Raw genomic sequence first — 22,193 nt, forward strand, 5'->3', positions numbered from 1 at the left:
CGGTGGGGGATCTCGTCATGAGGGCGTCATCGGCATGGGGCCCGCCGGTCGCCGTGCCCGCATACGCCGCCCGCCGCCCGGTGACGCACTGGCGCGCGCGGACCGGCCGGTGACGAGCGGATGGTGGGAGATGCCCGACGGAAGACTGCTGCGGAGGCTGTGGATGGCCGCCATGTCGGCCTCCCTGCCCCTGCGCGTGGTGATGTGGCTGGTCACCGTGGTGGACGACGGGCTGTCCCGGCAGTCCGTGGGGGACCTCGTCCTCGCCCCGGCCGTCTGGGCCCTGCTCGGCCTGTTGCTCGCCGGCTGCGTCCACGGCGCCCGGTTCCGCCAGGCCCGCGGCACCGGTGTCGCGGTCACCCCGGACGCCCTCGCGGACACCCGGGAGCGCCTCCTCCCCGCCGGGGCGGCCGAGCGCCTGCGGGCGGGACTCGCCGGGTCCGGGCGGGCGTACGACGTGGTGGACGGGGAGGTGCTGGAGTTCCGGTGGCGGCCGTTCCGCGGCCGGCACACCATCACCGGTTCCGCAGCGTCGGGCGGGGTTCTGCTCCGGCTCCGGGTGGACGGGGCGCCGCGCGGCATTCCGGGACAGCGGAACGGGGGTGCGTTCGTGGCGCTGTGTCAGGTGACGAGGCCGGCGGCGGCCGAGTGAAGGTGCGGCACAGGGCGTCGGCCGCGCTGCTGGTGGGGCGGGCTGGGGTCACCGCTCGGCTCACCGGCGTCCGGCCGGCCCGCGGTCCGCTCAGCCGGTGACGAAGGGGGCGGTGTCCAGGATCGGGTACGGCGCCGGGAGCGGGAGGGGGGCGCCGAGGCCGGCCTTCGTCATCGCTGGTTCTCCTCGTCGCCCTGGTGCCAGGCCGAGCCCGCGCTGGGGCCCCGGCAGCACGATGGGGCGTTCGCGGTGCTCATCGCACCGGAATGCCCCATCCGCTCACTCGAACGAGCGTGCTGAACCGCTTTCCGGCTTCGGCGACGGTGCCGGACGCTGCGAGGCGATCGGCGCCGCCGCCGCCACCTGCGGGGAGTCCGTGCTGGCGTACGCCGACGGGGCCGCGACCGCCGCTGTGGGGTCGGGGGTGTTCTCCGCGTCCTCCAGGGCCGTCGCACCGCCCACGATGCGGATGCTCGCCGCGTCGAACGCCCGCTTGATGCGCCAGCGCAGTTCGCGTTCCACCGTCACCGACTTGCCCGGCATCGTCTTCGCCGAGACGCGTACCACCATGGAGTCGATCAGCACCGACTCCAGGCCGAGCACCTCGATCGGGCCCCACAGCAGCTCGTTCCAGGGCTCTTCCTTGCTCATCTTCTCGGCGACCTCGTCCAGCGTGGCCCGGACCCGGTCCAGTTCCTCGCCGGCCCGCACGGTGACGTCCACGCCGGCCGTCGCCCAGCCCTGGGAGAGGTTGCCGATCCGCTTGACCTCGCCGTTGCGGACGTACCAGATCTCGCCGCCGTCGCCGCGCAGCTTGGTCACCCGCAGCCCGACCTCGATCACCTCGCCGGTGGCCACGCCCGCGTCGATCACGTCACCGACGCCGTACTGGTCCTCCAGGATCATGAACACGCCGGACAGGAAGTCCGTGACCAGGTTCCGGGCGCCGAAACCGATCGCCACACCCGCGACACCGGCGGACGCCAGCAGCGGCGCCAGGTTGATCTTGAAGGTGCCCAGCACCATCAGCGCGGCCGTGCCGAGGATCAGGAAACTGGCCACCGACCGCAGCACCGAGCCGATCGCCGCCGCCCGCTGCCGCCGCCGTTCGGCGTTGACCAGCAGGCCGCCCAGCGCGCTGCCGTCCACGGCCTGCACGGTGCGGTTCATCCGGTCGATCAGCTTGGTGATCGACCGCCGCACCACCGCTCTGAGCGAGACCGCCACGACCACGATCAGCAGGATCTGGAGACCCATCGCGAGCCACGTCGACCAGTTCTGCTCCACCCAGCTCGCCGCGTTCGTCGCGCTCTCCTGGGCGTCCTGGAGGGACGGCACGGCCGGCGCCGTCGACTGCGAGGGGGCCGGGGACGGTGACGGGGACGCGCCGGCGGCCATCAGGGCGATGGGCAGGGACGACACGGCAGGTACCTCCAAGGTGCTGCGCGGTCCGCACCGGCGGGCGGTCAAGGTCACGAAAAGGTCACCGGACGGACGGGACCACCACACTAACGGGGCATCGTGTGTGCCTCCGGCCGTTCCGCGCGGGACGCCCGCAGGAGAGACACGGCTCACGCGGGCCCACTCGGGCGGCGGTGCGGAGGGCGCGTCACGTGTGGTCGAAAACACTCCCGGCCCGTTACCGGCACATGGTGGCGCTTCCACCAGGCCTCAAGGGAGACTGACCTCAGATCGTCCCGGCGCGAGCCACGCGCCGCCGACGCCCAAGGAGGCACCCGTGCCGCATGTCCTGGTCCTCAACGCGTCGTACGAGCCGCTCGGCGTCGTACCGCTCCGCCGCGCGCTCGTCCTCGTCCTGGAGAACAAGGCCGTCTCCCTCGAGGAATCCGGCGCCTATCTGCACAGCGCGACCGTCACCCTCCCCGCTCCCAGCGTGGTCCGGCTCAAGCGTTTCGTCCGGGTCCCCTACCGGGGCCCCGTCCCCCTGACCCGGCGGGCGCTCTTCGCCCGCGACGGGGGCCGGTGCATGTACTGCGGTGGCATCGCGACCAGCGTCGACCACGTCATCCCGCGCAGCCGCGGGGGCAAGCACGTCTGGGACAACGTGGTGGCCTCCTGCCGCCGCTGCAACCACGTCAAGGCCGACCGCCACCTGGTCGAGCTGGGGTGGCGGCTGCGCCACAAGCCCGCCCCGCCCTCGGGCCTGGCCTGGCGCATCATCGGCACCGGGCACCGCGACCCGCGCTGGCTCCCCTACCTGCGGCCGTACGGCGCGGACGACGCGCTGGCCCGGATCGACGGCATCTCCGCGTAGCCGGATCGGCGGCGTCTTCGCGGAGGCCGGCAGCGGTCCGCCGCCGGCCGCGGGATCAGCCGCGGGGCCCCTCGGGGCGGGCGCCCCGCACGGCGTACCCGGCCGCGCCCAGCGCGAACGCCGTCAGCGCCGCCGCCCACGCCCCCGGCTGCGAGCCCGGCTGCACCGGCCACGCCCACACCGTGGCCGCGCGGCCGTGCGCGCCGTGGAAGCCCAGGTACACCGCGGTCACGTAGCCGAACGCGGGCAGCCAACTCGCACGGGCGCCCAGCACAACGGCCGCCGCCGCGGTCACCCCCGTGCAGCCCAGCGTGTTGCGCAGCACCGCCGGCGGCCCGAAGACCTCCGCGCGGCCGAGCACGGCCGGAGTCACCAGCAGCGCGGCCAGCGCGGTCAGGACCGCCAGCTGCGTCAGCCGGCGCGGCCACCACGGCCGTACGGCGGTGCGGTCCAGTTCGTCCGAGGCGCTGTACAGGCTCGTCCCGATCACCGCCGACGCCAGCAGCGGCGCCAGCGCGACGACCGGCACCCGCCGGTCGGGGTCGACGTAGGCGTCCAGCCGGGTGGCCGCCCACACCGCGAACGCGGCCGTCGCGGTGAGCGCGGCCAGCGTCAGGGGCAGCGCCCGGGAGCGGACGTACAGCAGGGGGCCGTGGAGCGTCGTCACAGTGCGGGCACCTCCTGCGGACGGCAGGCCGCGCGGGCCGCGAAGTACGCCGACAGCCACGCTCGGCGCTCGCCGCCGTCCATCGCGGCCAGTTCGGCCCGGGCTCGGCGCGGCCCGGCGGCGGCCCCGTCGAGGCGGTCCCGTACCGGGTCCGGCGCCAGGTAGTGCGCCACCGCGTCGTCCGCCGTCAGCAGCCGGTCGGACAGCCGGTGGGACAGCCGGTCCTGCGGACAGTCGCCGCGCAGCGCGAGCGCGCCGACCGCCTCCCACGCGTACCGCTCCGGATCGGTCAGCCGCCCCCGGACCATCGCCCAGCCGAGCGGTGTGACGGCCGGCAGCGCCGCCTCACCGGCGCGCGGGGCGTCCCCGTGGTCCGCCCAGCGCACCGGCAGGTTCCGCACGCCCGCCAGCTTGGCCCGGACCCCCGACAGCGCGTCACCGATCTGCGGGAGCATCCCGGCGTACCGGGCGTTCACGCACACCGCCGGAGCGCGGGAGGTGTCGCACACCTGGCGCCGGGTCAGCGGATCGGGATGTCACAGACCGTCCCCGGCCTGTGCGAGCAGCGTGCCGGCGGCCAGCGCGGCGGCCAGCGGCAGCAGGGCCGTCACCCGGCGCCGGGCCGCGTACCCCAGCACGGCGGCCGAGGCCAGGCCGCCCGTCCACACCGCCGTCGCCCACGGCTGCCACCACACCGGCAGCTCCCCGACCCGGGCGAAGCCGCCGGCCTCCTGCCCGCGGTGCCCGGCCGCCGACCGCCACACCGTGACGAAGGTGTCCTGGAGCACCTCCCGCACCATCTCGGGATCGGCGCACCGCCGGGTCAGCCGCGCGTGCAGCCACCCGGCGTGCCGGTCGTACAGGGCGCCCATCGCCGCCGCGTCTCCCCGCGCGACCGCCCGCAGCAGGGCCGCGTCCCCGCCGCTCGCGTCGTCGTCCTCGCGCTGGCCCCCCACGGGGCGGAACAGTCTCACACCCCCTCTATCGCTCGTCCGGCCGGTGCCGGATCACGCCCGGCGGCGTTCCTGCCGCGCGTGGCGGCGGCGTCACGGGGTAGGCCTGCCGTAACCCGTCCGAAGCCGTGGAATCCGGCACACCGACAAGGAGATCCCCGTGGCCGCACCGGTTCTCACGATCCCGGCCCCGTACAAACCCGTGGCGGAGCCAGCCCCCGGGTCCGAGGCGGCATGGCTGTCCGCCGCCAGCTCCGAGACCGCGTCCGCGCAGACGCCGCTGACCAGCGAGCCGCCGCTGCCCGACGCCGAACCCCTGACCAGCGAACCCCCGCTCGCCGAGACCGCCACGCTGACCAGCGAGTCGGAACCGGTCCCGGACTCCTTCGCCCCGGGACAGTAGATGGCCGCGGCGCCCGACGAGCACCCCGCGCCCGACCTCGCCCGGCTCGCCGAGCTGCACGGGGTCGCCACCTCCTACCGCCCCGCCCCCGACCGCACCGTCCAGGTCCCCGCCTCCGCCGTGACGGCCGCGCTGGCCGCCCTCGGTGTCGACGCGAGCGGCCCGGACGCCGTCCGCGCCGCCCTCGCCGCGCGCGAACACGAACTGCGCGAACGCCTGCTGCCACCGACCGTCGTCCAGTGGGCGGGCGCCGAACCGCCCGCCGCCCTCACCGCCCTGCCCGCCGGCACCCGGCTGAGCGTGCGGACGGAGGACGGGGAGGACCGCGAGGGCATCGCGGACCTGCCGCTCGGCGTGCACCGGCTCACCGCCACCGCACCTGACGGGCGGACGGCGACGGCCCACCTGGTCACCGCCCCCGACCGGTTGCCCGCCCCGCCCGGCCGCTCCCACGGCCTCCTGGTCCAGCTGTACTCGCTGCTCTCGCGCCGTTCCTGGGGCATGGGCGACCTCACCGACCTCGCCGAGCTGGCCGGCTGGGCCGGACGCACCGCCGGCGCCGGTTTCGTCCAGGTCAACCCGCTGCACGCGGCCGTGCCCGGCGCCCCCACCGACCCCTCCCCGTACCGGCCGTCGTCCCGGCGCTTCCCCGACCCCGTCCACCTGCGCGTCGAGGACGTGCCCGAGTTCGCCTACGTACCGGACCGGGACCGTCTGACCACCCTGCTGGGGCGGGCCGACCGGCTGCGCGCCGACGTCCTCGACAAGGGCGCCCTCATCGACCGGGACGCCGTGTGGGAGCTGAAGCGGGAGGCACTGGAACTCGTCCTCCAAGTCCCCCTCGCCCCCGGGCGGCAGGCCGCCTACGACGCCTTCCGCGCCGCCCACGGCCGGGCCCTGGACGACCACGCCACCTGGTACGCCCTCACCGAGGTCCACGGCCCCGACTGGCACCACTGGCCGGACGGACTGGACGACCCCCGCTCGCCCGCTACCGCCCGTGCCCGCGCCGCCCTCGCCGACCGCGTCGAGTTCCACACCCGCCTCGCCTGGCTCACCGACGGTCAGCTGCGCGCCGCCCAGCGCGCCGCCCGCGAGGCCGGCATGCCCGTCGGGATCGTCCACGACCTCGCCGTCGGCGTGCACCCCTCCGGCGCCGACGCCTGGGCCCAGCAGGACGTCTTCGCCGCCGGCATGTCCGTGGGCGCGCCCCCGGACGCCTTCAACGCCCGCGGCCAGGACTGGGGCCTGCCGCCATGGCGTCCCGACCGCCTCGCCGCCTGCGGCCACGCCCCCTACCGGGACCTGCTGCGCGCCCTCTTCCGCTACGCCGGCGCCCTGCGCATCGACCACGTCATGGGCCTGTTCCGGCTGTGGTGGATCCCCCAGGGCAGCCCGCCCACCGACGGCACCTACATCCACTACGACTCCGACGCCATGCTCGCGATCCTGGCCCTGGAGGCCACCCGTGCCGGGGCGGTCGTCATCGGCGAGGACCTGGGCACGGTGGAGCCCGGCGTGCGCGAGACGCTGGAGCGGCGCGGCGTCCTCGGCACCTCCGTGCTGTGGTTCGAACGGGACTGGGAGGGCGACGGCCACCCCCTGCCCCCCGAACGCTGGCGCGCCGACTGCCTGGCCACCGCCACCACCCACGACCTGCCGCCCACCGCCGCCCGGCTCACCGGCGACCACGTCGAGCTGCGCGACCGGCTCGGCCTGCTGACCCGTTCGGCGGCCGAGGAACGCGCGGAGGTCACCGCCGACACCGCCGAGTGGCTCGCCCTGCTCGGCAGCCTGGGGCTGCTGGACAGCCCGGCGGCCGGACCACCCGGCTCCGACGAGGAGGAGGAGATCCGCGCCGTCCACCGCTTCCTGCTGCGCACCCCCGCCCGGCTGATCGGCGTCTGGCTCCCGGACGGCACCGGGGACCGCCGCCCGCAGAACCTGCCCGGCACCTGGGACGAGTATCCGAACTGGCGCCTGCCGATCGCGGACGCCGAGGGCCGTCCGGTGCCGCTGGAGGAACTGGTGGCCTCCCCGCGGCTGCGCGCGCTGCTCGACGTACTGCGCCCGCCCGGCCCGTCCGAGCGCTGAGGGCGCGGCCGCCCACCCGGACCGCGTGGCGGAAGCCCCGGGGACATCCGCCCCCGGGAATCCGCCACGCGGACACCCGGACCCCGCCACGCGGACACCCGGACCCCGCCGGGCCCGTTCCCGGGTCCCGCCGGGCCCGTTCCCGGGTCCCGCCGGGCCCGTTCCCGGGTCCCGCCGGGCCCGTTCCCGGACCCCGCCCGGACCGGTCCCCGGACCCCGCCCGGACCGGTCCCCGGGTCCCGCCCGGGCCCGTCGCCGGGCCGCTACCGGCACCCCGGGCGCGCACACTGCGCGGCCGTTCGCTAACTTGGCACCGTGGACAAGAACAACGCCCTGCGCGCCGGCGCCCTGGCCGCCGGTACGACGCTGATGATGCTGCTCATGTCGTCCCCCGCGCTCGCGCTGACCCGCGACGACGGTGACGACCCCGGCCCGGGCCTGAGCGTCATCGAGACGCTGGGCCTGTACGTCTTCGCCCCGCTGGTGCTGTTCGCGGTGATCGCCGGTCTGGTGATGCTGCTGGACAAGTCGCGGGCCAGGAAGGACACCACCTCGTCCAACATCGACATCAAGCCCGACGCCCAGGCCCAGGTCAAGGCCTGAGCCCCGGTCCCGGCCGAAGCCCGGCCGGGTCCACGGTTCTTCCCCGGGGGCGCCCGCCCTCCCCGCCGGTACGCGCGCACGCCGTACCCGGGGAGGGCCGGCGCCCCCGGTGTTTCCCCCGCCCCGGCCGGGCACGACTACGGCGCGGTCACGGGTGCGGCGCGGTCAGGTACCGCTGCACCGTCGGGCCCAGCCACGCCACCAGCTCCTCGCGGGTGAGCGTCCGGGCCGGCGGCAGCCGCAGCACATAGCGGGTCAGGGCCAGCCCCAGCAGCTGCGCGGCGCACAGCGCGGCCCGCGCCGGTGCCTGCTCGGGGTCGGGACACACCTGCCGGGCGACGGGCAGCAGCTGCTCCCGGAAGATGCCCTGCATCCGCTCGGCCCCGGCCTCGTTGGTGACACCGACGCGCAGGACGGCCCGCAACTCCTCGTTCCCCTCCCACAGGCCGAGGAAGTGGCCCACCAGCGCGCGGCCCACCCCCTCGCGCGGCACCCGGGTCAGGTCGGGCAGGCGCAGGTCCAGGGTGACGGCCGCGGCGAACAGGCCCTCCTTGCTGCCGAAGTAGCGCATCACCATGGACGGATCGATCCGCGCGTCGGCGGCGACGGCCCGGATGGTGGCCCGCTCGTAGCCGTCGGCCGCGAAGCGCTCGCGGGCGGCGGCGAGGATGGCGGTACGGGTGGCGTCGGAGCGGCGGGGCCGGGGCGCCGACCGGTCCGGCTGGGTGCTGGCCGTCATGGGGACGAGCGTAGGTCAACACCTGTGGGCCAACAAGTGTTGACCCGTCTCTTCGCCCGCCCTACGCTTGCCAACAAGCGTTGACCAACGTGTGTGGGCACCTCCAAGGAGGCCATGATGACCGGCACCACCGGACCGACCGCCCCCGAAACAGGCCCGGAAACAGGCCCGGAGACAGCGTTGAGAACAGCCCCGGACGATGCCGCCCCCGACGGCACCGCCACCCCCCGCGTCCTCGTCGTCGGCGCCGGCCCCACCGGGCTCCTCCTCGCCGGTGACCTGGCCACCGCCGGCGTCCCGGTCACCGTCCTGGAGAAACGCCCCCACCGGCTCAGCAACCTCTCCCGCGCCTTCGTCCTGCACGCCCGCACCCTCGAACAGCTCGACGCCCGGGGCCTCGCCGACGAGCTGGAGGCCCTCGGGCAGCCCCTCGACCGGCTCGGTCTCTTCGGCGGGCTCACCATCGACCTCACCGGCCTGCCCTCCCGCTTCAACCACCTCCTCGTCCTGCCGCAGTACGAGGTGGAGAAGGTCCTGGAGCGCCGCGCGGCCGAGGCGGGCGCCGACTTCCGCCACGAGACGGAAGTGACCGGCCTCACCCAGGACGCGACCGGTGTGACGGTGCGGGCCCGGGGGCCGCGGGGGGACACGGAGACCTTCCGGGCCGCGTACGTCGTCGGCACGGACGGCATGCGCAGTGCCGTGCGCCAGGCGGTCGGGCTGCCCTTCCCGGGCAGGTCGGTGATCCGTTCCGTCGTCCTCGCGGACGTCCGGCTCGCCGAGCCGCCCCCCACGGTGCTGACCGCCGCCGCGGTGGGCGACGCCTTCGCCTTCCTGGCGCCCTTCGGCGACGGCTACCACCGGGTGATCGGCTGGAACCGCGCGCGGGACGTCCCGGACAGCGAACCGCTGGACCTCGACGAGATCAGGGAGACCGTCCGCCTCGCCCTGGGCCGGGACTTCGGCATGCACGACGCCCGCTGGATGTCCCGGTTCCACAGCGACGAGCGGCAGGCGCCGGCGTACCGGGCGGGGCGGGTCTTCCTCGCCGGGGACGCCGCGCACGTGCACACGCCGGCCGGCGGACAGGGCATGAACACCGGGCTCCAGGACGCGGCCAACCTCGGCTGGAAGCTGGCGGCGGTCGCCGGCGGCCACGCGGACGCCGGGCTGCTCGACAGCTACCAGGCCGAGCGGCACCCCGTCGGCAGGGCGGTGCTGCGCAGCAGCGGCGGGATCGTGCGCCTCGCGATGGCCAGGCGCCCCTGGGCGCTGGCGGCCCGCGCGGCGCTCACCGCGTTCGTCGGCGCGGCCGCCCCGGTGCGGCGCAGGCTGGTCGGCCAGGTCACCGGGATCGGCTACCGCTACCCGGCGCCGCGCGGCGCCCACCCGCTGACCGGGGCCCGCGTCCCGGACGTCGCCCTCGCCGGCGGCGGCCGGCTCCACGAGTCGCTGCGCGGCGGCCGGTTCGTCCTGATCGCACCCGAGCCGTACGAGGCGGGACCCGGCCGCGCGGACCGGCTGGCCGTCGCGCGCTGGGCGAGCGGCCGATGTACGACCGTGCTGGTGCGCCCGGACGGCTACGTGGCCTGGGCCGCCGACGCGGCCACCCCGGCGCGGACCGCGGCGGCCCTCGACCGGCACCTCGGGCCCACCGGCTGACGCCGGGCGGCGGCTACTCGGCCGTCGCGTCGAGCAAGGTCCGCAGCAGGCCGGCCAGGTGGCCGGCCTCTTCGGTGCTCAGGGCGGCCAGGGCGGCGTTCTCCTCCGCCAGGCCCGCGCCGACCGCCTCGTCGATGAGCCGCAGCCCCTCCTCGGTGAGGGTCACCTGGAGGCCGCGCCGGTCGTGCGGGTCGGGGGAGCGGCGCAGCAGGCCGGCCCGCTCCAGCTTGTCGAGGCGGCCGGTCATCCCGCCGGTGGTCAGCATGAGGGTGGCGGAGAGCTCGCGGGGCGAGAGGGCGTACGGCTCGCCGGAGCGGCGCAGGGTGGCGAGGACGTCGAACTCGCCGCGCGAGATGCCATACGGCTTGTAGGCCCGCTCCATGCGGTCGCCCATCGCGCGGGCCAGCCGGAAGACGCGGCCGAACACCTCCATCGCCCGGGTGTCGAGGTCGGGCCGTACCCGCGCCCACTGCTCGGTGATCACATCGACGGGGTCGACCGGCTGTTGCTGCTGCATGGGCCGAAGTATCGACGCCGGTCCGCTCTCCCGCAAGAAACTGGCCGCCGAGCAAGCCTCTTGACACTAACTAGCTTACTACTAAGCTAATGACCACTGATCCGACCGGATCCGTCACCGCCTCTCCGGAAGGGGCCCTCATGGCCATCCGCCGCCCGGGCAGCAGCGCCGTCGTCGCCGTCACCGCGCTCGCCCCCGTCTCCTGGGGCACGACCTACGCGGTCACCACCGGCTTCCTGCCGCCGGACCGCCCCCTGTTCACGGCGCTGGCCCGGGCCCTGCCCGCCGGACTGCTGCTGCTCGCCGTCACCCGGGTGCTGCCGCGCGGCACCTGGTGGGCCAAGGCGGCCGTGCTCGGCGCGCTGAACATCGGCGCCTTCTTCCCGCTGCTGTTCGTGGCCGCGTACCGGCTGCCCGGCGGGACGGCGGCGGTCGTGGGCTCCACCGGACCCCTGTTCGTCGTCGGGCTCTCGGCGCTGCTGCTCGGGCAGCGGCCGACCCCGCGCACCCTGCTCGCCGGGCTGGCGGCGGCGTTCGGTGTCAGCCTCGTGGTCCTGCGGGGAGCTGGGGCGCTCGACCTCACCGGCGTGTTCGCGGCCGTCGCCTCCACGGGCTCCATGGCCGCCGGGACGGTCCTGACCAAGCGCTGGGGCCGCCCGGACGGCGTCGGCCCGCTGGCGCTCACCGGCTGGCAGCTCACCGCCGGCGGCCTGCTCATCGCGCCCGTCGCGTTCCTGGCCGAGGGCGCCCCGCCCGCCCTGGACGCCCCCGCCGTCGGCGGCTACCTCTACCTCGCGCTGGCCAACACGGCCGTCGCCTACTGGCTCTGGTTCCGCGGCATCGGCCGGCTCACCGCCACCCAGGCCGGATTCCTCGGCCCGCTCTCCCCGCTGACCGCGGCGGTCGTCGGCTGGGCGGCCCTCGGCCAGGCCCTCACCCCGGTGCAGATCGCGGGCATGGCACTCGCCTGCGGCGCGACCCTGGCCGGCCAGCTCCCGGCCCCCCGCCGTGACCGTCCCACCACCGTCCACCCCACCCCGGCCTCCGCACCGACCCCGGCACCGCGGGGTTGAGCGACGACCAGCCGGTCCCCCGGCCCGGGACCCGGGCCGGGGGACCGGAGGTGGCGGGGGAGGGCGCCCGGTGTGGTGACGGGCGCCCTCGGGGGTTACTCCGCCGCCGTCGCGTCGGCCGCCTGGGCCCGCAGGGCGCGTTCGACGCCCGAGCGGGACTCCGAGACGAGGCGGCGCAGGGCCGCGTTCGGCTCGGCCTCGGCCAGCCAGGTGTCCGTGCGGGCCAGGGTCTCCTCGGAGACCTGGACCGCCGGGTACAGGCCGATCGCGATCTGCTGGGCGATCTCGTGCGAACGCGAGTCCCAGACGTCCTTGACGACCTCGAAGTACGTGTCCGCGTACGGCGCGAGCAGCTCGCGCTGGTCGGTCTGGACGAAGCCGCCGATCACGGCCTCCTGCACGGCGTTCGGCAGCTTGTCGGAGTCGATGACCGACGCCCACGCCTCCGCCTTGGCCTCGGCGGTGGGCCGGGCCGCGCGGGCGGTCGCGGCGTGGCGCTCACCGGCCGCCGTCCGGTCCCGCTCGTACTCGGCCGCGATCTCCGCCTCGTCGTACCGGCCGACGGCCGCGAGCCGCTGCACGAACGCCCAGCGCAGCTCGGTGTCCACGGCCAGGCCCTCCACCGTCTGCGACCCGTCCAGCAGCGCCTCCAGCAGGTCAAGCTGCTCCGGGGTGCGCGCGGTCGCCGCGAACGCCCGCGCCCAGGCCAGCTGGTGGTCGCTGCCCGGCTCGGCCGCGCGCAGGTGGGCCAGCGTGGCGTCGGTCCAACGGGTCAGCAGGGCCTCGCGGGCGGCCGGGGCCGCGTACAGGTCGATGGCCAGCTTCACCTGGCGGTGCAGCGACTGCACCACGCCGATGTCGGACTCCTTGCCGATGCCGGACAGCACGAGGGCGAGGTAGTCGCGGGCGGCCAGTTCGGCGTCCCGCGTCATGTCCCAGGCCGACGCCCAGCACAGGGCGCGCGGCAGGGACTCCGCGAAGTCGCCGAGGTGCTCGGTGACCGTGCGCAGCGACTCCTCGTCCAGGCGGACCTTGGCGTAGGACAGGTCGTCGTCGTTGAGCAGGACCACCGCGGGACGGGCACGGCCGGCCAGCTGCGGTACGTCGGTCAGCTCACCGTCGACGTCCAGCTCGATCCGGTCGGTGCGCACCAGCTTGCCGGAGCCGTCGAGGTCGTACAGGCCGACCGCGATGCGGTGCGGGCGCAGCGTCGGCTCGCCCTGGGCGCCGGCCGGCAGCGCCGGGGCCTCCTGGCGGACGGCGAAGGAGGTGATGGAGCCGTCGTCGCCGGTGGTGATCTCCGGCCGCAGCACGTTGATGCCGGCCGTCTCCAGCCACTTCTTCGACCACGTCCTCAGGTCGCGGCCGGAGGTCTCCTCCAGGGCGCCCAGCAGGTCGGACAGGCGGGTGTTGCCGAAGGCGTGCCGCTTGAAGTAGGCCTGCACGCCCGTGAAGAACTCGTCCTCACCGACGTACGCGACGAGCTGCTTGAGCACGCTCGCGCCCTTGGCGTACGTGATGCCGTCGAAGTTGACGAGGACGTCGTCCAGGTCGCGGATGTCCGCCATGATCGGGTGCGTGGACGGGAGCTGGTCCTGCCGGTACGCCCACGTCTTCATCGAGTTGGCGAACGTGGTCCACGAGTGCGGCCAGCGGGAGCCGGGCGCGGCGGCCTGGCAGGCGATGGAGGTGTAGGTGGCGAACGACTCGTTCAGCCACAGGTCGTTCCACCACTCCATGGTGACCAGGTCGCCGAACCACATGTGGGCCAGCTCGTGCAGGATGGTCTCCGCGCGCACCTCGTAGGCCGCGTCGGTCACCTTGGAGCGGAAGACGTACTGGTCGCGGATGGTGACCGCGCCGGCGTTCTCCATGGCGCCCGCGTTGAACTCGGGCACGAACAGCTGGTCGTACTTGGCGAACGGGTACGCGTAGTCGAACTTCTCCTGGAACCAGTCGAAGCCCTGCCGGGTGACCTCGAAGATCGCGTCCGAGTCGAGGAACTCGGCGAGCGAGGGCCGGCAGTAGATGCCGAGCGGCACGCTGCGCCCGTCCTTCTCGTACACGCTGTGCACGGAGTGGTACGGGCCGACGATCAGGGCGGTGATGTACGTCGAGATCCGCGGCGTCGGCTCGAAGACCCAGACGTTGTCCGCCGGTTCCGGCGTCGGCGAGTTGGAGATGACGGTCCAGCCGTCGGGCGCCTTCACGGTGAACTGGAAGGTGGCCTTCAGGTCCGGCTGCTCGAACGAGGCGAACACCCGGCGGGCGTCGGGCACCTCGAACTGGGTGTAGAGGTAGGCCTGGTCGTCCACGGGGTCGACGAAGCGGTGCAGTCCCTCACCGGTGTTGGTGTAGGCGCAGTCCGCGACGACCCGCAGGACGTTGCGCCCCTCCAGCAGCTCGGGCAGGGTGATCCGCGAGTCGGCGAAGACCTCGGCGGGGTCCAGATGGTCGCCGTTGAGGACCACCTCGTGGACGGCCGGGGCGACCAGGTCGATGAAGGACCCGACGCCGCCGCGGGCCACGTCGAAGCGCACCGTGGTCACGGACCGGTAGGTACCGCCCTCCTGCGCGCCGGAGAGGTCGAGATCGATCTCGTACGAGTCAACGGTGAGCAGCTCCGCCCGCTGCCGCGCCTCTTCGCGAGTCAGGTTTGTGCCAGGCACGCGGTCATCTCCTCGTTATGGGTAGGTCGCGCCATCCTTCCATGCGACCGGCACGCGACGCGATGACCCCGCCCCGCACCCCGGCGCCCGCACCGCCGGCCGGGGCACGCCGGAGCCGGACGGGTACGGGACCCGCCCGGCTCGCGTCCTCGCGTTCAGCCCAGCACGATCACCACGACACCGCCGCCGCCGACGACACCACTCGGGAAGAAGCCGCGGTCACCGCCGTAGTTGCCGCAGTTGTCGTACCAGCCGTAGCCGCGGTCGAAGCAGCCGCGGTTGGTGGGCACGTGGGTGGGGGTGGCCGCCGAGGCCGTGCCCGCCGCGCCGATCGCGGCACCGCCGGCCAGGAGGACGGCGACCGCGGATCCCGCGAACAGTCGCCTCGCGCGTAGTGGATTCATGGGCTTCCCTTCCTTCCACGCCCTCGCGGGGTTCGCCGGCACGGGGGCGATCGCCGCGGCCGTGGCGGATGCGCGCACGCCGCGGTAGTGGGTGGTGCCGCGGGGACGGGAAGCAGTGTCCGCCCCTGGTGGACGGGGCGGCCGCCGAGGATGGAGCGGCCCCGTCGCGGCCCTTCTCCTTCACGCTAGCCGCCCGCCGGGGACTCGGCATCCCGGCGGCGGGACCCGGGCGGGGCCGGAACACGCGGAAGGGGCGGCCGTTCCCGGCCGCCCCTTCCCCGCGGTCCGCGCGGTGCGGACGTGTACTACCGGGCCGACAGCTCCGCCGCCACCAGCTCCGCGATCTGCACCGCGTTCAGCGCGGCGCCCTTGCGCAGGTTGTCGTTGGAGATGAACAGGGCGAGCCCGTTGTCCACCGTCTCGTCACGCCGGATGCGGCCGACGTACGACGGGTCCTGGCCGGCCGCCTGGAGCGGGGTCGGGATGTCGGAGAGGGCGACACCGGGGGCCTTCGCGAGCAGCTCGGTGGCGCGCTCGGGGCTGACCGGGCGAGCGAAACGGGCGTTGACCTGGAGGGAGTGGCCGGAGAAGACCGGGACGCGCACGCAGGTGCCGGAGACCTTCAGCCCGGGGATCTCCAGGATCTTGCGGGACTCGTTGCGCAGCTTCTGCTCCTCGTCGGTCTCGTGCAGACCGTCGTCGACGATGCTGCCCGCGAGGGGGACCACGTTGAAGGCGATGGGGCGCTGGTAGACCCGCGGTTCGGGGAAGTCGACGGCCGCGCCGTCGTGGGTGAGCCGGTCGGCCTCGGCGGCCACCTTCTGCACCTGGCCGTGCAGCTCCGCGACGCCCGCCAGCCCCGAGCCGGACACCGCCTGGTAGGTGGCGACGACGAGCGCCTCCAGGCCGGCCTCCTCGTGCAGCACCTTCAGCACCGGCATCGCGGCCATCGTGGTGCAGTTCGGGTTGGCGATGATGCCCTTGGGGCGGTCGGCGACGGCGTGCGGGTTGACCTCGGAGACCACCAGGGGCACCTCGGGGTCCCGGCGCCAGGCGGAGGAGTTGTCGATCACGACTGCGCCCTGGGAGGCCACCTTCTCGGCCAGTGCCTTGGAGGTCGTGCCACCCGCGGAGAACAGCACGATGTCCAGGCCGGTGTAGTCGGCGCTCGACGCGTCCTCCACCGTCACACCGTCCAGCACGGTGCCGGCCGACCGGGCCGAGGCGAACAGCCGCAGCTCCGTCACCGGGAAGTCGCGCTCCGTGAGGATCCCGCGCATGACCGTGCCGACCTGACCGGTGGCTCCGACGATTCCGACCCTCACAGCGACTCCCTCTACGTGTTCCGTGCCCGACCGGGGCCTTTCCATCATGCGGCGAACCCCGGCCCACCTGTCCAGTTCTTTGCCGCGCGTGCCCGAGGAGTGGGACACGATTCACCGCCGCGCAGTTCCGTACGTCCGCCCGGCACCCCGCTGAGCTGGAGATGTTCCCTCTCCGGAAGGCCTGCGCCGCAAGCTGTGCTGTCCCGCCCCTGCCCGTCGGGGCCACGGCCATACGAGGGTGTGACGTACGCCTCCGCAGCGGCGCGGCGCCGGCCGAACGTTCCGGCCCGCCGCCGCGTCGTAGGGGCAGACGCGTGAGGGGGTGGGGTGTGCTGCGCGGAAGAGCGCGTCGCGACCAGGGGGCGTACGCCGGCGGTACGGACCGCGGCGCCGGTGATCCGCTGGACGCGGCACAGGAACGCCGGGTGCGGGCGGTGCTCGCGCTCGGTGGGGTGCCGCGGTCGGACCTGCCGGACGGGGTGCAGCAGGTCCGGCTGCGGCTGCTGGAGCGGGCCGCGAGCGGCCGCGAGGCACCGCGGAACGTGTCGGCCTGGGCGGCGGTCGTCGCCTCCAACCTGGCCATGGACTGGCACCGGGCCGAGCGGCGCCGGGAACGGCTGGGGGAGCGGCTCGCCGTCCTGCGCGAGTCCGTGCACCCCTCCGGCGAGGAGACCAGCCTGCTCTCCCTCGTCGTCGCCCGCGGTCTCGACGAACTGCCCGCCGCCCAGCGGCAGGTGGTCGTGCTGCGCTTCTTCGCCGACCTGCCCGTACGGGACATCGCCGGGGAGCTGGGCATACCCGAGGGCACGGTCAAGAGCAGGCTGCACACGGCGGTGCGCGCGCTGCGCGACCGGCTGCACGAGGACGGAGGTGGTGTGACGTGACCGCCGATCACGAGGGCACGGACGGCAGGCGGGACGCGGACGGCGCCGGGGAGTACGGCGGCATGGACGCCCTCATGGCCGCGATCACCGGCGACCCCCTCCCTGAGGAGGCCCACCGGGACCCCGCGTTCCACGCCGGTCTCCACGCGGCCGAGGCCGACGTGGCACTCCTGCGCGACCGACTCCACCTGCTCGCCGAGACCCTCACGGGGGAACGGGCGGGCGAGGACGCGGGGGCCGGGGGTGCGGCGACCGGGGGCCACGGGGCCCGGGGGGCCGGGGTCCGGGGCCGCTCCGAAGCGGTGGGAGGGCGCGCCGCTCGCCGTGGCCCGGGGCGCACCGGACCGCCCGGACGGCGGCGGGTCCTGCGGGTCGCGCTCGGTTCGCTCGCCGGCGCCGGGGCCTTCTGCCTGGTCCTCGGTCTGGGCTGGCTGGCGGCGCGGGGCGGCGGGGTGTCCGAGGACGGTGCGAGCTCGGGGGCGAAGAGCGCCGCCGACTCCGCGGGCGAGGCGGCCGGCCACGCCGGGCGTCCGGCGGACCCCGAACGCGAGCTGGCCTGCTCCCGGCTGGTGGTGGAGGGCGCCGTGACCGAGGTGCGGCGGCCGTCGGGTTCACCGGCCGCCCGGGTCACCCTCAGCGTGCTCCGCTCGTACAAGCCCGCGCACGGCCCGGCCGAGGTCGGTGTCCTGCTGGACGGCGGCACGCGGCCGGCGCCGCGCACCGGGCAGCACGTCCTCGTGGCGGTCGGCCGGGGCGGGGACGAGGCGAGCCTGTGGGCCGTCGGCGACGACCGGGTGGCCGCCGCCCGCGCCTGGATCACCGACGCCCTGCCCGGGTCCCGGCACACGCCCTGCCCCTGACCCGGCGACCGGCCCGGAGGAGGACGCCGTGACACCTCGACGGGACAGGCGGTGGCGGTACGGGGCCGTCGCCGCCGCGGTGCTGCTGCTGGGCGGCGCCACCGGCGCGGAACCGGTCCTGTAGCGGGCGGGGCACGCGGACGTGGATCCCGGGGTCCCCGGAGGCCGGGTGCCGGACTGCCGGTACCGGTCGCCGGGCACCGCGCCGCCGGTGTCCCCGGCCGACCGCCGGCGGCCACGGACCGGGGGTCACGGCGCCCGTGCCGGCGAGGCTCCGGGCCGGGGCGCCCGGACGGTGAAAACGTAAGGGCGGGCGCCCACCAGGACGCCCGCCCCCGCTCGTGTCACCCCGTTACGGCGTGACCTTGCCGATCCGCACGCTGCCGGTGCCCGCGACCGTGCCGCGCGCGTTCACCAGTTGCACCCGACCGAAGAACTCCCGGCCGGCCGGCGCCTCGACGGCGGCCGTGACCTGCCCGGTGACCGTCGCGGAGTCGCCCGTGCCGAGCTCGACCGGTGCCGAGCCGTCGACCGTGACGGAGCCGAGTGCGGTGGAGAAGAACACGTCCCGGTAGTCGTAGTCGGTGGAACCGGACGGCACGGAGTAGCCCGCGACCTGCACGGTGTAGGTGCCGGCGGCCGGGGACGGCACGGAGACCGCCTCCTCCGAATCGCCGTCGGCGGACTTGCCGACCTCCTTGCCGGTGGAGTCGTACACCGTCAGGTCGAGGTCGGCGGCCGCGTCCGAGACGCCGCCGATGGCGACGTCGAGCGAGGTGGCGCCGGCCGGGACGTCGACCGTGCTGGTCTGCGTCTCGCCCTCCTTGATGGCGGGGCGGGCCGTCCTGGCGGAGCCGAGGGGGCCGCCGACCAGCTTGCCGGCCAGCGGCGCGTACCTGTTGGTGACCTTCCAGGAGGCGGCGGTCGGTGTGCCCGCCTTCGCCTCGGGGACGGTCACGGTCTCGGGGTCGAACGCGGCACCGAGGACGGAGACGTCCAGCCGGTAGGGGTTGTCGAGCAGCGGCGAGGTGCGCCGGGCCTCGACCTCGACCTCCCAGACGCCGGGCTGCGGGTCGGCGTACGCGCGCACGTCCGGCTTGCAGCCGTTGCCGTCCAGGTAGTTGTTGTAGCAGTACGGGGTGCCGGTGTTGTCCGACGGGACGCCGTACGGGTGGACGGTGACGAACCGGGTCTGGCTCTTGTCCTTCAGCCCGCCGATCGCGACCTCCAGCGACTTCGCGCCCTCGGGCACGGTCAGGAAGTACGACCGGGTGCTGTTGCGCTGCACCGAGTCCGACGCGGAGAAGGTGTGGTGGACGGGGGCGGCGACGACGACCGTGGTGAGTACCTGCTTGTCGATGCCCTCGGTGCGCGGGTCGTCGACCTCCAGGATCGCGCTCTTGACGCCCGCCGACGCCGGGGCCGCCTGGACCCGGACGGTGACCGGCTGGTTCAGCGGCAGCCGCACCACGTCGTCACCGACGATCCGGAAGGTGCGGCCGGTGTCGTTCTCGAAGTGCAGCTCGTGCCGGACCGCCTGGTCCGGGCCGGAGGTGCGGGTGATCGTGACGTCGTACGTCTTCTTCTGCCCGGCGTTCAGGCCGCCCTCGCGGTCGTACAGGCCGGTGCCGCGGCCCGGGGTCTTCAGGGCGCCGTCGAGCGCGGTGTCCACCGGGGCGCTGACGGTGTAGTCGTGGGCCGAGGCGCCGTGCTGGATCGACTTCCACGCGTCGGGGACGTCGATGAGGCCCGCACCCTCCTCGTAGGCCTGCGCGCCCTTGATGTGGTCGGCGGTCGAGGTCAGCGCGGTGCGCAGCCCGGCGGGCGTGAGGTCGATGCCCTTCTGCTTCGCGGCGGAGAGCAGCAGCGCGGAGGCGCCGGTGGCCTGCGGGGAGGCCATCGAGGTGCCCTGGAGCATGGAGTACCCGGCCGGCAGGGTGTAACCCGCCTCGGCGACCGGGGAGCCGGGCAGCCAGGTCTGGGTGGTGTTGATGGCGGCGCCGGGCGCGGTCAGGGTCGGGGCGAAGCCGCCGTCCTCCCGCGGACCGCGCGAGGAGAAGGGCATCATCGCGTACTTGGTCTCCACGGCCGAGCCGTAGTTCGCCGCCCAGGTCGCCCTGGAGATGGCCGCGCCGACCGAGATGACCTTGTCCGCGAGGCCGGGGTCGCCGATGGTGTTGGCGCCGGGACCGGAGTTGCCGGCGGAGATCACCAGCTGGACGCCGTAGGTGTCGATGAGCCGGGTGTACAGCTCGGCCCGCGCGTTGTTGCCGTCGTTCAGCGCGGGCAGGCCGCCGATCGACATGTTGACGATGTCGACCCCCCGCCGGGTGACCAGGTCGATCATGCCCTCGGTGAGGGCGACGTTGGTGCAGCCGCCGGTCCAGGTGCAGGCCCGCGAGGAGACCAGCTTGGCGCCGGGGGCCGCGCCGTTCATCTTCCCGCCGAACAGGCCGTTCGCGGCGGTGATGCCGGCGACGTGGGTGCCGTGCTCGGACTCGATGACGCCGATGTTGACGTAGTCGGCCTTCGCGCCGGAGGCGTTGTAGACGACGTCCTTGCGGGTCTCGACCACGAACGGGACCTGTTCGGCGACGTCCGTCGAGGGGTCGTCGGTGCCGAAGTGGCCGACCTGGTGCTCGTCCTTGTACGGCTTCATCGGCGTGTCGTCGGTGAAGTCCAGGTTGTCGTTCGTGTCGACGCGGACCGTGCCGGTGGCCGGGTCGTAGAGCACGCCCCAGGCGTCGGTGGTGTCGCCGTCGCGGTTCAGGTCGCCCTTCTCGTCGCCGCCGGTGGTGGCGGACTCGTACATGTAGTTGAACTTGTACGAGCCCTCGGGCGCGGTGAACTTCTCGGTGCCCTGGGTGGGCGTGGTGACGGAGAAGGACGGCCCGGAGACGGCGGTGGTCATCCGCCGCCAGGTGCCGTCGCCGTCGCCGACCGGGTCGGTCGCGGTGACCCAGTCGACGATCTTCCGCTCGCCGGTGGTGGTCCGCTGGAGCGCCGGGTGGCCGAGGTCGATGCCGGAGTCGAGGATGCCGATGGTGACGCCGCGGCCGTCGGCCTTCGGGTGGTCGGCGACGAAGTCGACGGCACCGGTCTCGAAGGACGGGTTGTACGGGTTCTCCGCCGGGGTCCGGCGGTCCGGGCCCGGGTAGGCGGCCTTGACCGCGGGGGACTTGGTGCCCTCGACCGCCGGGTCGTCGAGCGGGATCTCCTGCTTGAGGTCGATCGCGCGCACCGACGACAGCTTCACGGCGGCGGCGATGGCCGCGTCCGCCCGGCCGGTCGGGACGGTGGCGCGGACGTAGCCGAGCTTGTCGTCGGTCCGGCCGACCAGGCCGCCCTCGACCGCGTCCAGCTCCCCGGCGACCTGCTCGGTCCTCCCGGGCGAGGTGGCGATCATCATCGTGACGGTCTTGTCGCCGTCGGCCTTGGCATCGGCGAGCAGGCCGGCGTCGTCCTTGCCGAGCTTGTCGTCGGCGGACCCGACGCCGGAAGCGGCGGTGGCCGGGGCGGGCGCGGGGTCCGCGGCGAGGGCCAGCGGTACCGGTCCGGCCGCGGAGAGGGCGGCCACGACACCGACGGCCATGGCCATGCGGGTCAGGCGTCTCGGGCCGGGTATCGGATCACGCTCGGGCGTGTGGGTCATCGGCATCCCTCAGGTAAAGGAACGAGCGGACGAGAGCGCTCAGCTTCACCCAAGGGGCCCCGCTTAGGGGTCCGTTGACCTAATCGATATGAACGTATGGGGAAAACCCGCGATGGGATGCGCGGTGATCCGTCCTGTTCCGCCCGGGTTCTGCTCAGTTCCCCTTCGAACGGGCGTAATGGCGGGACGCCTTGGCCCGGTTGCCGCAGGCGGCCATCGAGCACCAGCGCCGGGTGCCGTTGCGCGAGGTGTCGAGGAAGTGCAGGACGCAGCCGGTGCCGGAGCAGGCGCGGATGCGCTCCGGGGCCCGGGTCAGCAGGCCCAGGTAGCTGCGCGCGGCGAGCCAGGCCGGCCCCGGAACACTCCCCGGCCAACCCGGCCGACTGAGCCTCCGGCGGGCGGAACGCGGCCGACGCCGCCCACCGCGAACGACCGCCGGGCGGGGCCGGCCACCACACCGAGCCGACCGGTCCCGCCCCGCCCGCGCCGTACCGCCGCCGCCGAGCCCACCCCGAAGTACGCCGCCCCGGCCGACCGACCGACCCCGGCGTACACAATCCGCCCGCCGCCGACCCACCGGGACAGGACGGGCACCACGCCGAGACCCCCGCCCCCCCCCCCGACGCCCCGGCCGCCGTCGACCGCACCGGAGCTCACGCTCGCGCCCACCGCCGGCGTCGGAGCCCGCGCTCGCGCCCTGCTGGGCCGGTCACCCTCGCGCGCGCCGGTGTCGCCGTGCCCCCGTCTCGCTGCCCCGCCCT

Annotated in this window: 18 protein-coding genes and 2 pseudogenes; 9 read left to right on the forward strand and 11 right to left on the reverse strand. The window is 74.9% G+C overall.

Annotation, left to right across the window (positions count from 1 at the left end):
- Positions 1 to 130: 130 nt before the first annotated feature.
- Positions 131 to 652 (forward strand): hypothetical protein, encoded by a 522-nt coding sequence (locus ACIQVT_RS05555; RefSeq protein ID WP_403748050.1) that lies wholly within the window; start codon positions 131 to 133, stop codon positions 650 to 652.
- A gap of 279 nt (positions 653 to 931) precedes the next feature.
- On the opposite strand, the gene ACIQVT_RS05560 is transcribed toward ACIQVT_RS05555, so the two are convergent.
- Complete coding sequence (locus ACIQVT_RS05560; protein ID WP_403749671.1) at positions 932 to 2,050, reverse strand: mechanosensitive ion channel family protein; 1,119 nt, start codon at positions 2,048 to 2,050, stop codon at positions 932 to 934.
- 340 nt (positions 2,051 to 2,390) lie between these two features.
- Between ACIQVT_RS05560 and ACIQVT_RS05565 the strand changes: the two genes are divergently transcribed.
- A complete protein-coding gene (locus ACIQVT_RS05565) occupies positions 2,391 to 2,927 on the forward strand; it encodes an HNH endonuclease (RefSeq protein WP_403748053.1) in 537 nt (178 codons plus the stop codon).
- A 55-nt stretch (positions 2,928 to 2,982) separates the two neighbouring features.
- On the opposite strand, the gene ACIQVT_RS05570 is transcribed toward ACIQVT_RS05565, so the two are convergent.
- The 3 genes and pseudogenes from ACIQVT_RS05570 to ACIQVT_RS05580 all read right to left on the reverse strand — a co-directional run.
- Entirely contained in the window at positions 2,983 to 3,594 is a 612-nt protein-coding gene (locus ACIQVT_RS05570; protein WP_403748056.1) for a hypothetical protein, read from the reverse strand.
- A complete protein-coding gene (locus ACIQVT_RS05575) occupies positions 3,591 to 4,103 on the reverse strand; it encodes a hypothetical protein (protein WP_403748059.1) in 513 nt (170 codons plus the stop codon). Before ACIQVT_RS05575 ends, ACIQVT_RS05570 begins: the two co-directional genes overlap by 4 nt.
- A gap of 207 nt (positions 4,104 to 4,310) precedes the next feature.
- Positions 4,311 to 4,568, reverse strand: a pseudogene (locus tag ACIQVT_RS05580) (RNA polymerase sigma factor); the annotation flags it as partial.
- Between the two features lie 139 nt (positions 4,569 to 4,707).
- On the opposite strand from ACIQVT_RS05580, the gene ACIQVT_RS05585 reads away from it, so the two are divergent.
- The 3 genes from ACIQVT_RS05585 to ACIQVT_RS05595 all read left to right on the forward strand — a co-directional run bounded on the left by ACIQVT_RS05585 (position 4,708) and on the right by ACIQVT_RS05595 (position 7,647).
- Positions 4,708 to 4,950: a hypothetical protein gene (locus ACIQVT_RS05585; protein ID WP_403748062.1), complete on the forward strand. Its 243-nt coding sequence runs from the start codon at positions 4,708 to 4,710 to the stop codon at positions 4,948 to 4,950.
- Positions 4,951 to 7,044, forward strand: a complete 2,094-nt coding sequence (malQ, locus tag ACIQVT_RS05590; RefSeq protein ID WP_403748065.1) for a 4-alpha-glucanotransferase — start codon at positions 4,951 to 4,953, stop codon at positions 7,042 to 7,044.
- A 315-nt stretch (positions 7,045 to 7,359) separates the two neighbouring features.
- Entirely contained in the window at positions 7,360 to 7,647 is a 288-nt protein-coding gene (locus tag ACIQVT_RS05595) for a hypothetical protein (protein WP_403748067.1), read from the forward strand.
- A 148-nt stretch (positions 7,648 to 7,795) separates the two neighbouring features.
- On the opposite strand, the gene ACIQVT_RS05600 is transcribed toward ACIQVT_RS05595, so the two are convergent.
- Entirely contained in the window at positions 7,796 to 8,386 is a 591-nt protein-coding gene (locus ACIQVT_RS05600) for a TetR family transcriptional regulator (protein ID WP_403748069.1), read from the reverse strand.
- Between the two features lie 117 nt (positions 8,387 to 8,503).
- Here ACIQVT_RS05600 and ACIQVT_RS05605 point away from each other — a divergent pair, with 117 nt between their 5' ends.
- Positions 8,504 to 10,048 carry an FAD-dependent monooxygenase gene (locus ACIQVT_RS05605; RefSeq protein ID WP_403749674.1) on the forward strand — a complete coding sequence of 515 codons (1,545 nt, stop codon included), beginning with the start codon at positions 8,504 to 8,506 and terminating at the stop codon, positions 10,046 to 10,048.
- Positions 10,049 to 10,061: 13 nt separating this feature from the next.
- On the opposite strand, the gene ACIQVT_RS05610 is transcribed toward ACIQVT_RS05605, so the two are convergent.
- Positions 10,062 to 10,565 (reverse strand): MarR family winged helix-turn-helix transcriptional regulator, encoded by a 504-nt coding sequence (locus tag ACIQVT_RS05610; RefSeq protein ID WP_403748072.1) that lies wholly within the window; start codon positions 10,563 to 10,565, stop codon positions 10,062 to 10,064.
- 140 nt (positions 10,566 to 10,705) lie between these two features.
- On the opposite strand from ACIQVT_RS05610, the gene ACIQVT_RS05615 reads away from it, so the two are divergent.
- A complete protein-coding gene (locus tag ACIQVT_RS05615; protein ID WP_403748074.1) occupies positions 10,706 to 11,638 on the forward strand; it encodes an EamA family transporter in 933 nt (310 codons plus the stop codon).
- A gap of 95 nt (positions 11,639 to 11,733) precedes the next feature.
- Here the strand turns inward: ACIQVT_RS05615 and pepN are convergent, their stop codons facing one another.
- The 3 genes from pepN to ACIQVT_RS05630 form a co-directional block, all read right to left on the reverse strand.
- Complete coding sequence (gene pepN / locus ACIQVT_RS05620) at positions 11,734 to 14,307, reverse strand: aminopeptidase N (protein WP_403748076.1); 2,574 nt, start codon at positions 14,305 to 14,307, stop codon at positions 11,734 to 11,736.
- A 155-nt stretch (positions 14,308 to 14,462) separates the two neighbouring features.
- Complete coding sequence (locus ACIQVT_RS05625; protein ID WP_403748078.1) at positions 14,463 to 14,711, reverse strand: hypothetical protein; 249 nt, start codon at positions 14,709 to 14,711, stop codon at positions 14,463 to 14,465.
- A 305-nt stretch (positions 14,712 to 15,016) separates the two neighbouring features.
- On the reverse strand, positions 15,017 to 16,036 hold the full coding sequence (locus tag ACIQVT_RS05630) for an aspartate-semialdehyde dehydrogenase (RefSeq protein WP_403748082.1): 1,020 nt from the start codon (positions 16,034 to 16,036) through the stop codon (positions 15,017 to 15,019).
- A gap of 329 nt (positions 16,037 to 16,365) precedes the next feature.
- Between ACIQVT_RS05630 and ACIQVT_RS05635 the strand changes: the two genes are divergently transcribed.
- Both ACIQVT_RS05635 and ACIQVT_RS05640 read left to right on the forward strand, forming a co-directional pair.
- Positions 16,366 to 16,920 carry an RNA polymerase sigma factor gene (locus ACIQVT_RS05635; RefSeq protein WP_403748084.1) on the forward strand — a complete coding sequence of 185 codons (555 nt, stop codon included), beginning with the start codon at positions 16,366 to 16,368 and terminating at the stop codon, positions 16,918 to 16,920.
- Positions 16,917 to 17,780 carry a hypothetical protein gene (locus ACIQVT_RS05640; RefSeq protein ID WP_403748090.1) on the forward strand — a complete coding sequence of 288 codons (864 nt, stop codon included), beginning with the start codon at positions 16,917 to 16,919 and terminating at the stop codon, positions 17,778 to 17,780. The genes ACIQVT_RS05635 and ACIQVT_RS05640 overlap by 4 nt, the downstream gene beginning before the upstream one ends.
- Positions 17,781 to 18,132: 352 nt before the next feature.
- On the opposite strand, the gene ACIQVT_RS05645 is transcribed toward ACIQVT_RS05640, so the two are convergent.
- A complete protein-coding gene (locus ACIQVT_RS05645) occupies positions 18,133 to 21,432 on the reverse strand; it encodes a S8 family serine peptidase (protein WP_403748093.1) in 3,300 nt (1,099 codons plus the stop codon).
- Between the two features lie 154 nt (positions 21,433 to 21,586).
- A pseudogene (locus ACIQVT_RS05650) lies at positions 21,587 to 21,790 on the reverse strand (CGNR zinc finger domain-containing protein); the annotation flags it as partial.
- Positions 21,791 to 22,193 lie beyond the last annotated feature (403 nt).

It is taken from the genome of Streptomyces sp. NPDC100445 (assembly GCF_044759735.1).
Lineage (GTDB): Bacteria > Actinomycetota > Actinomycetes > Streptomycetales > Streptomycetaceae > Streptomyces.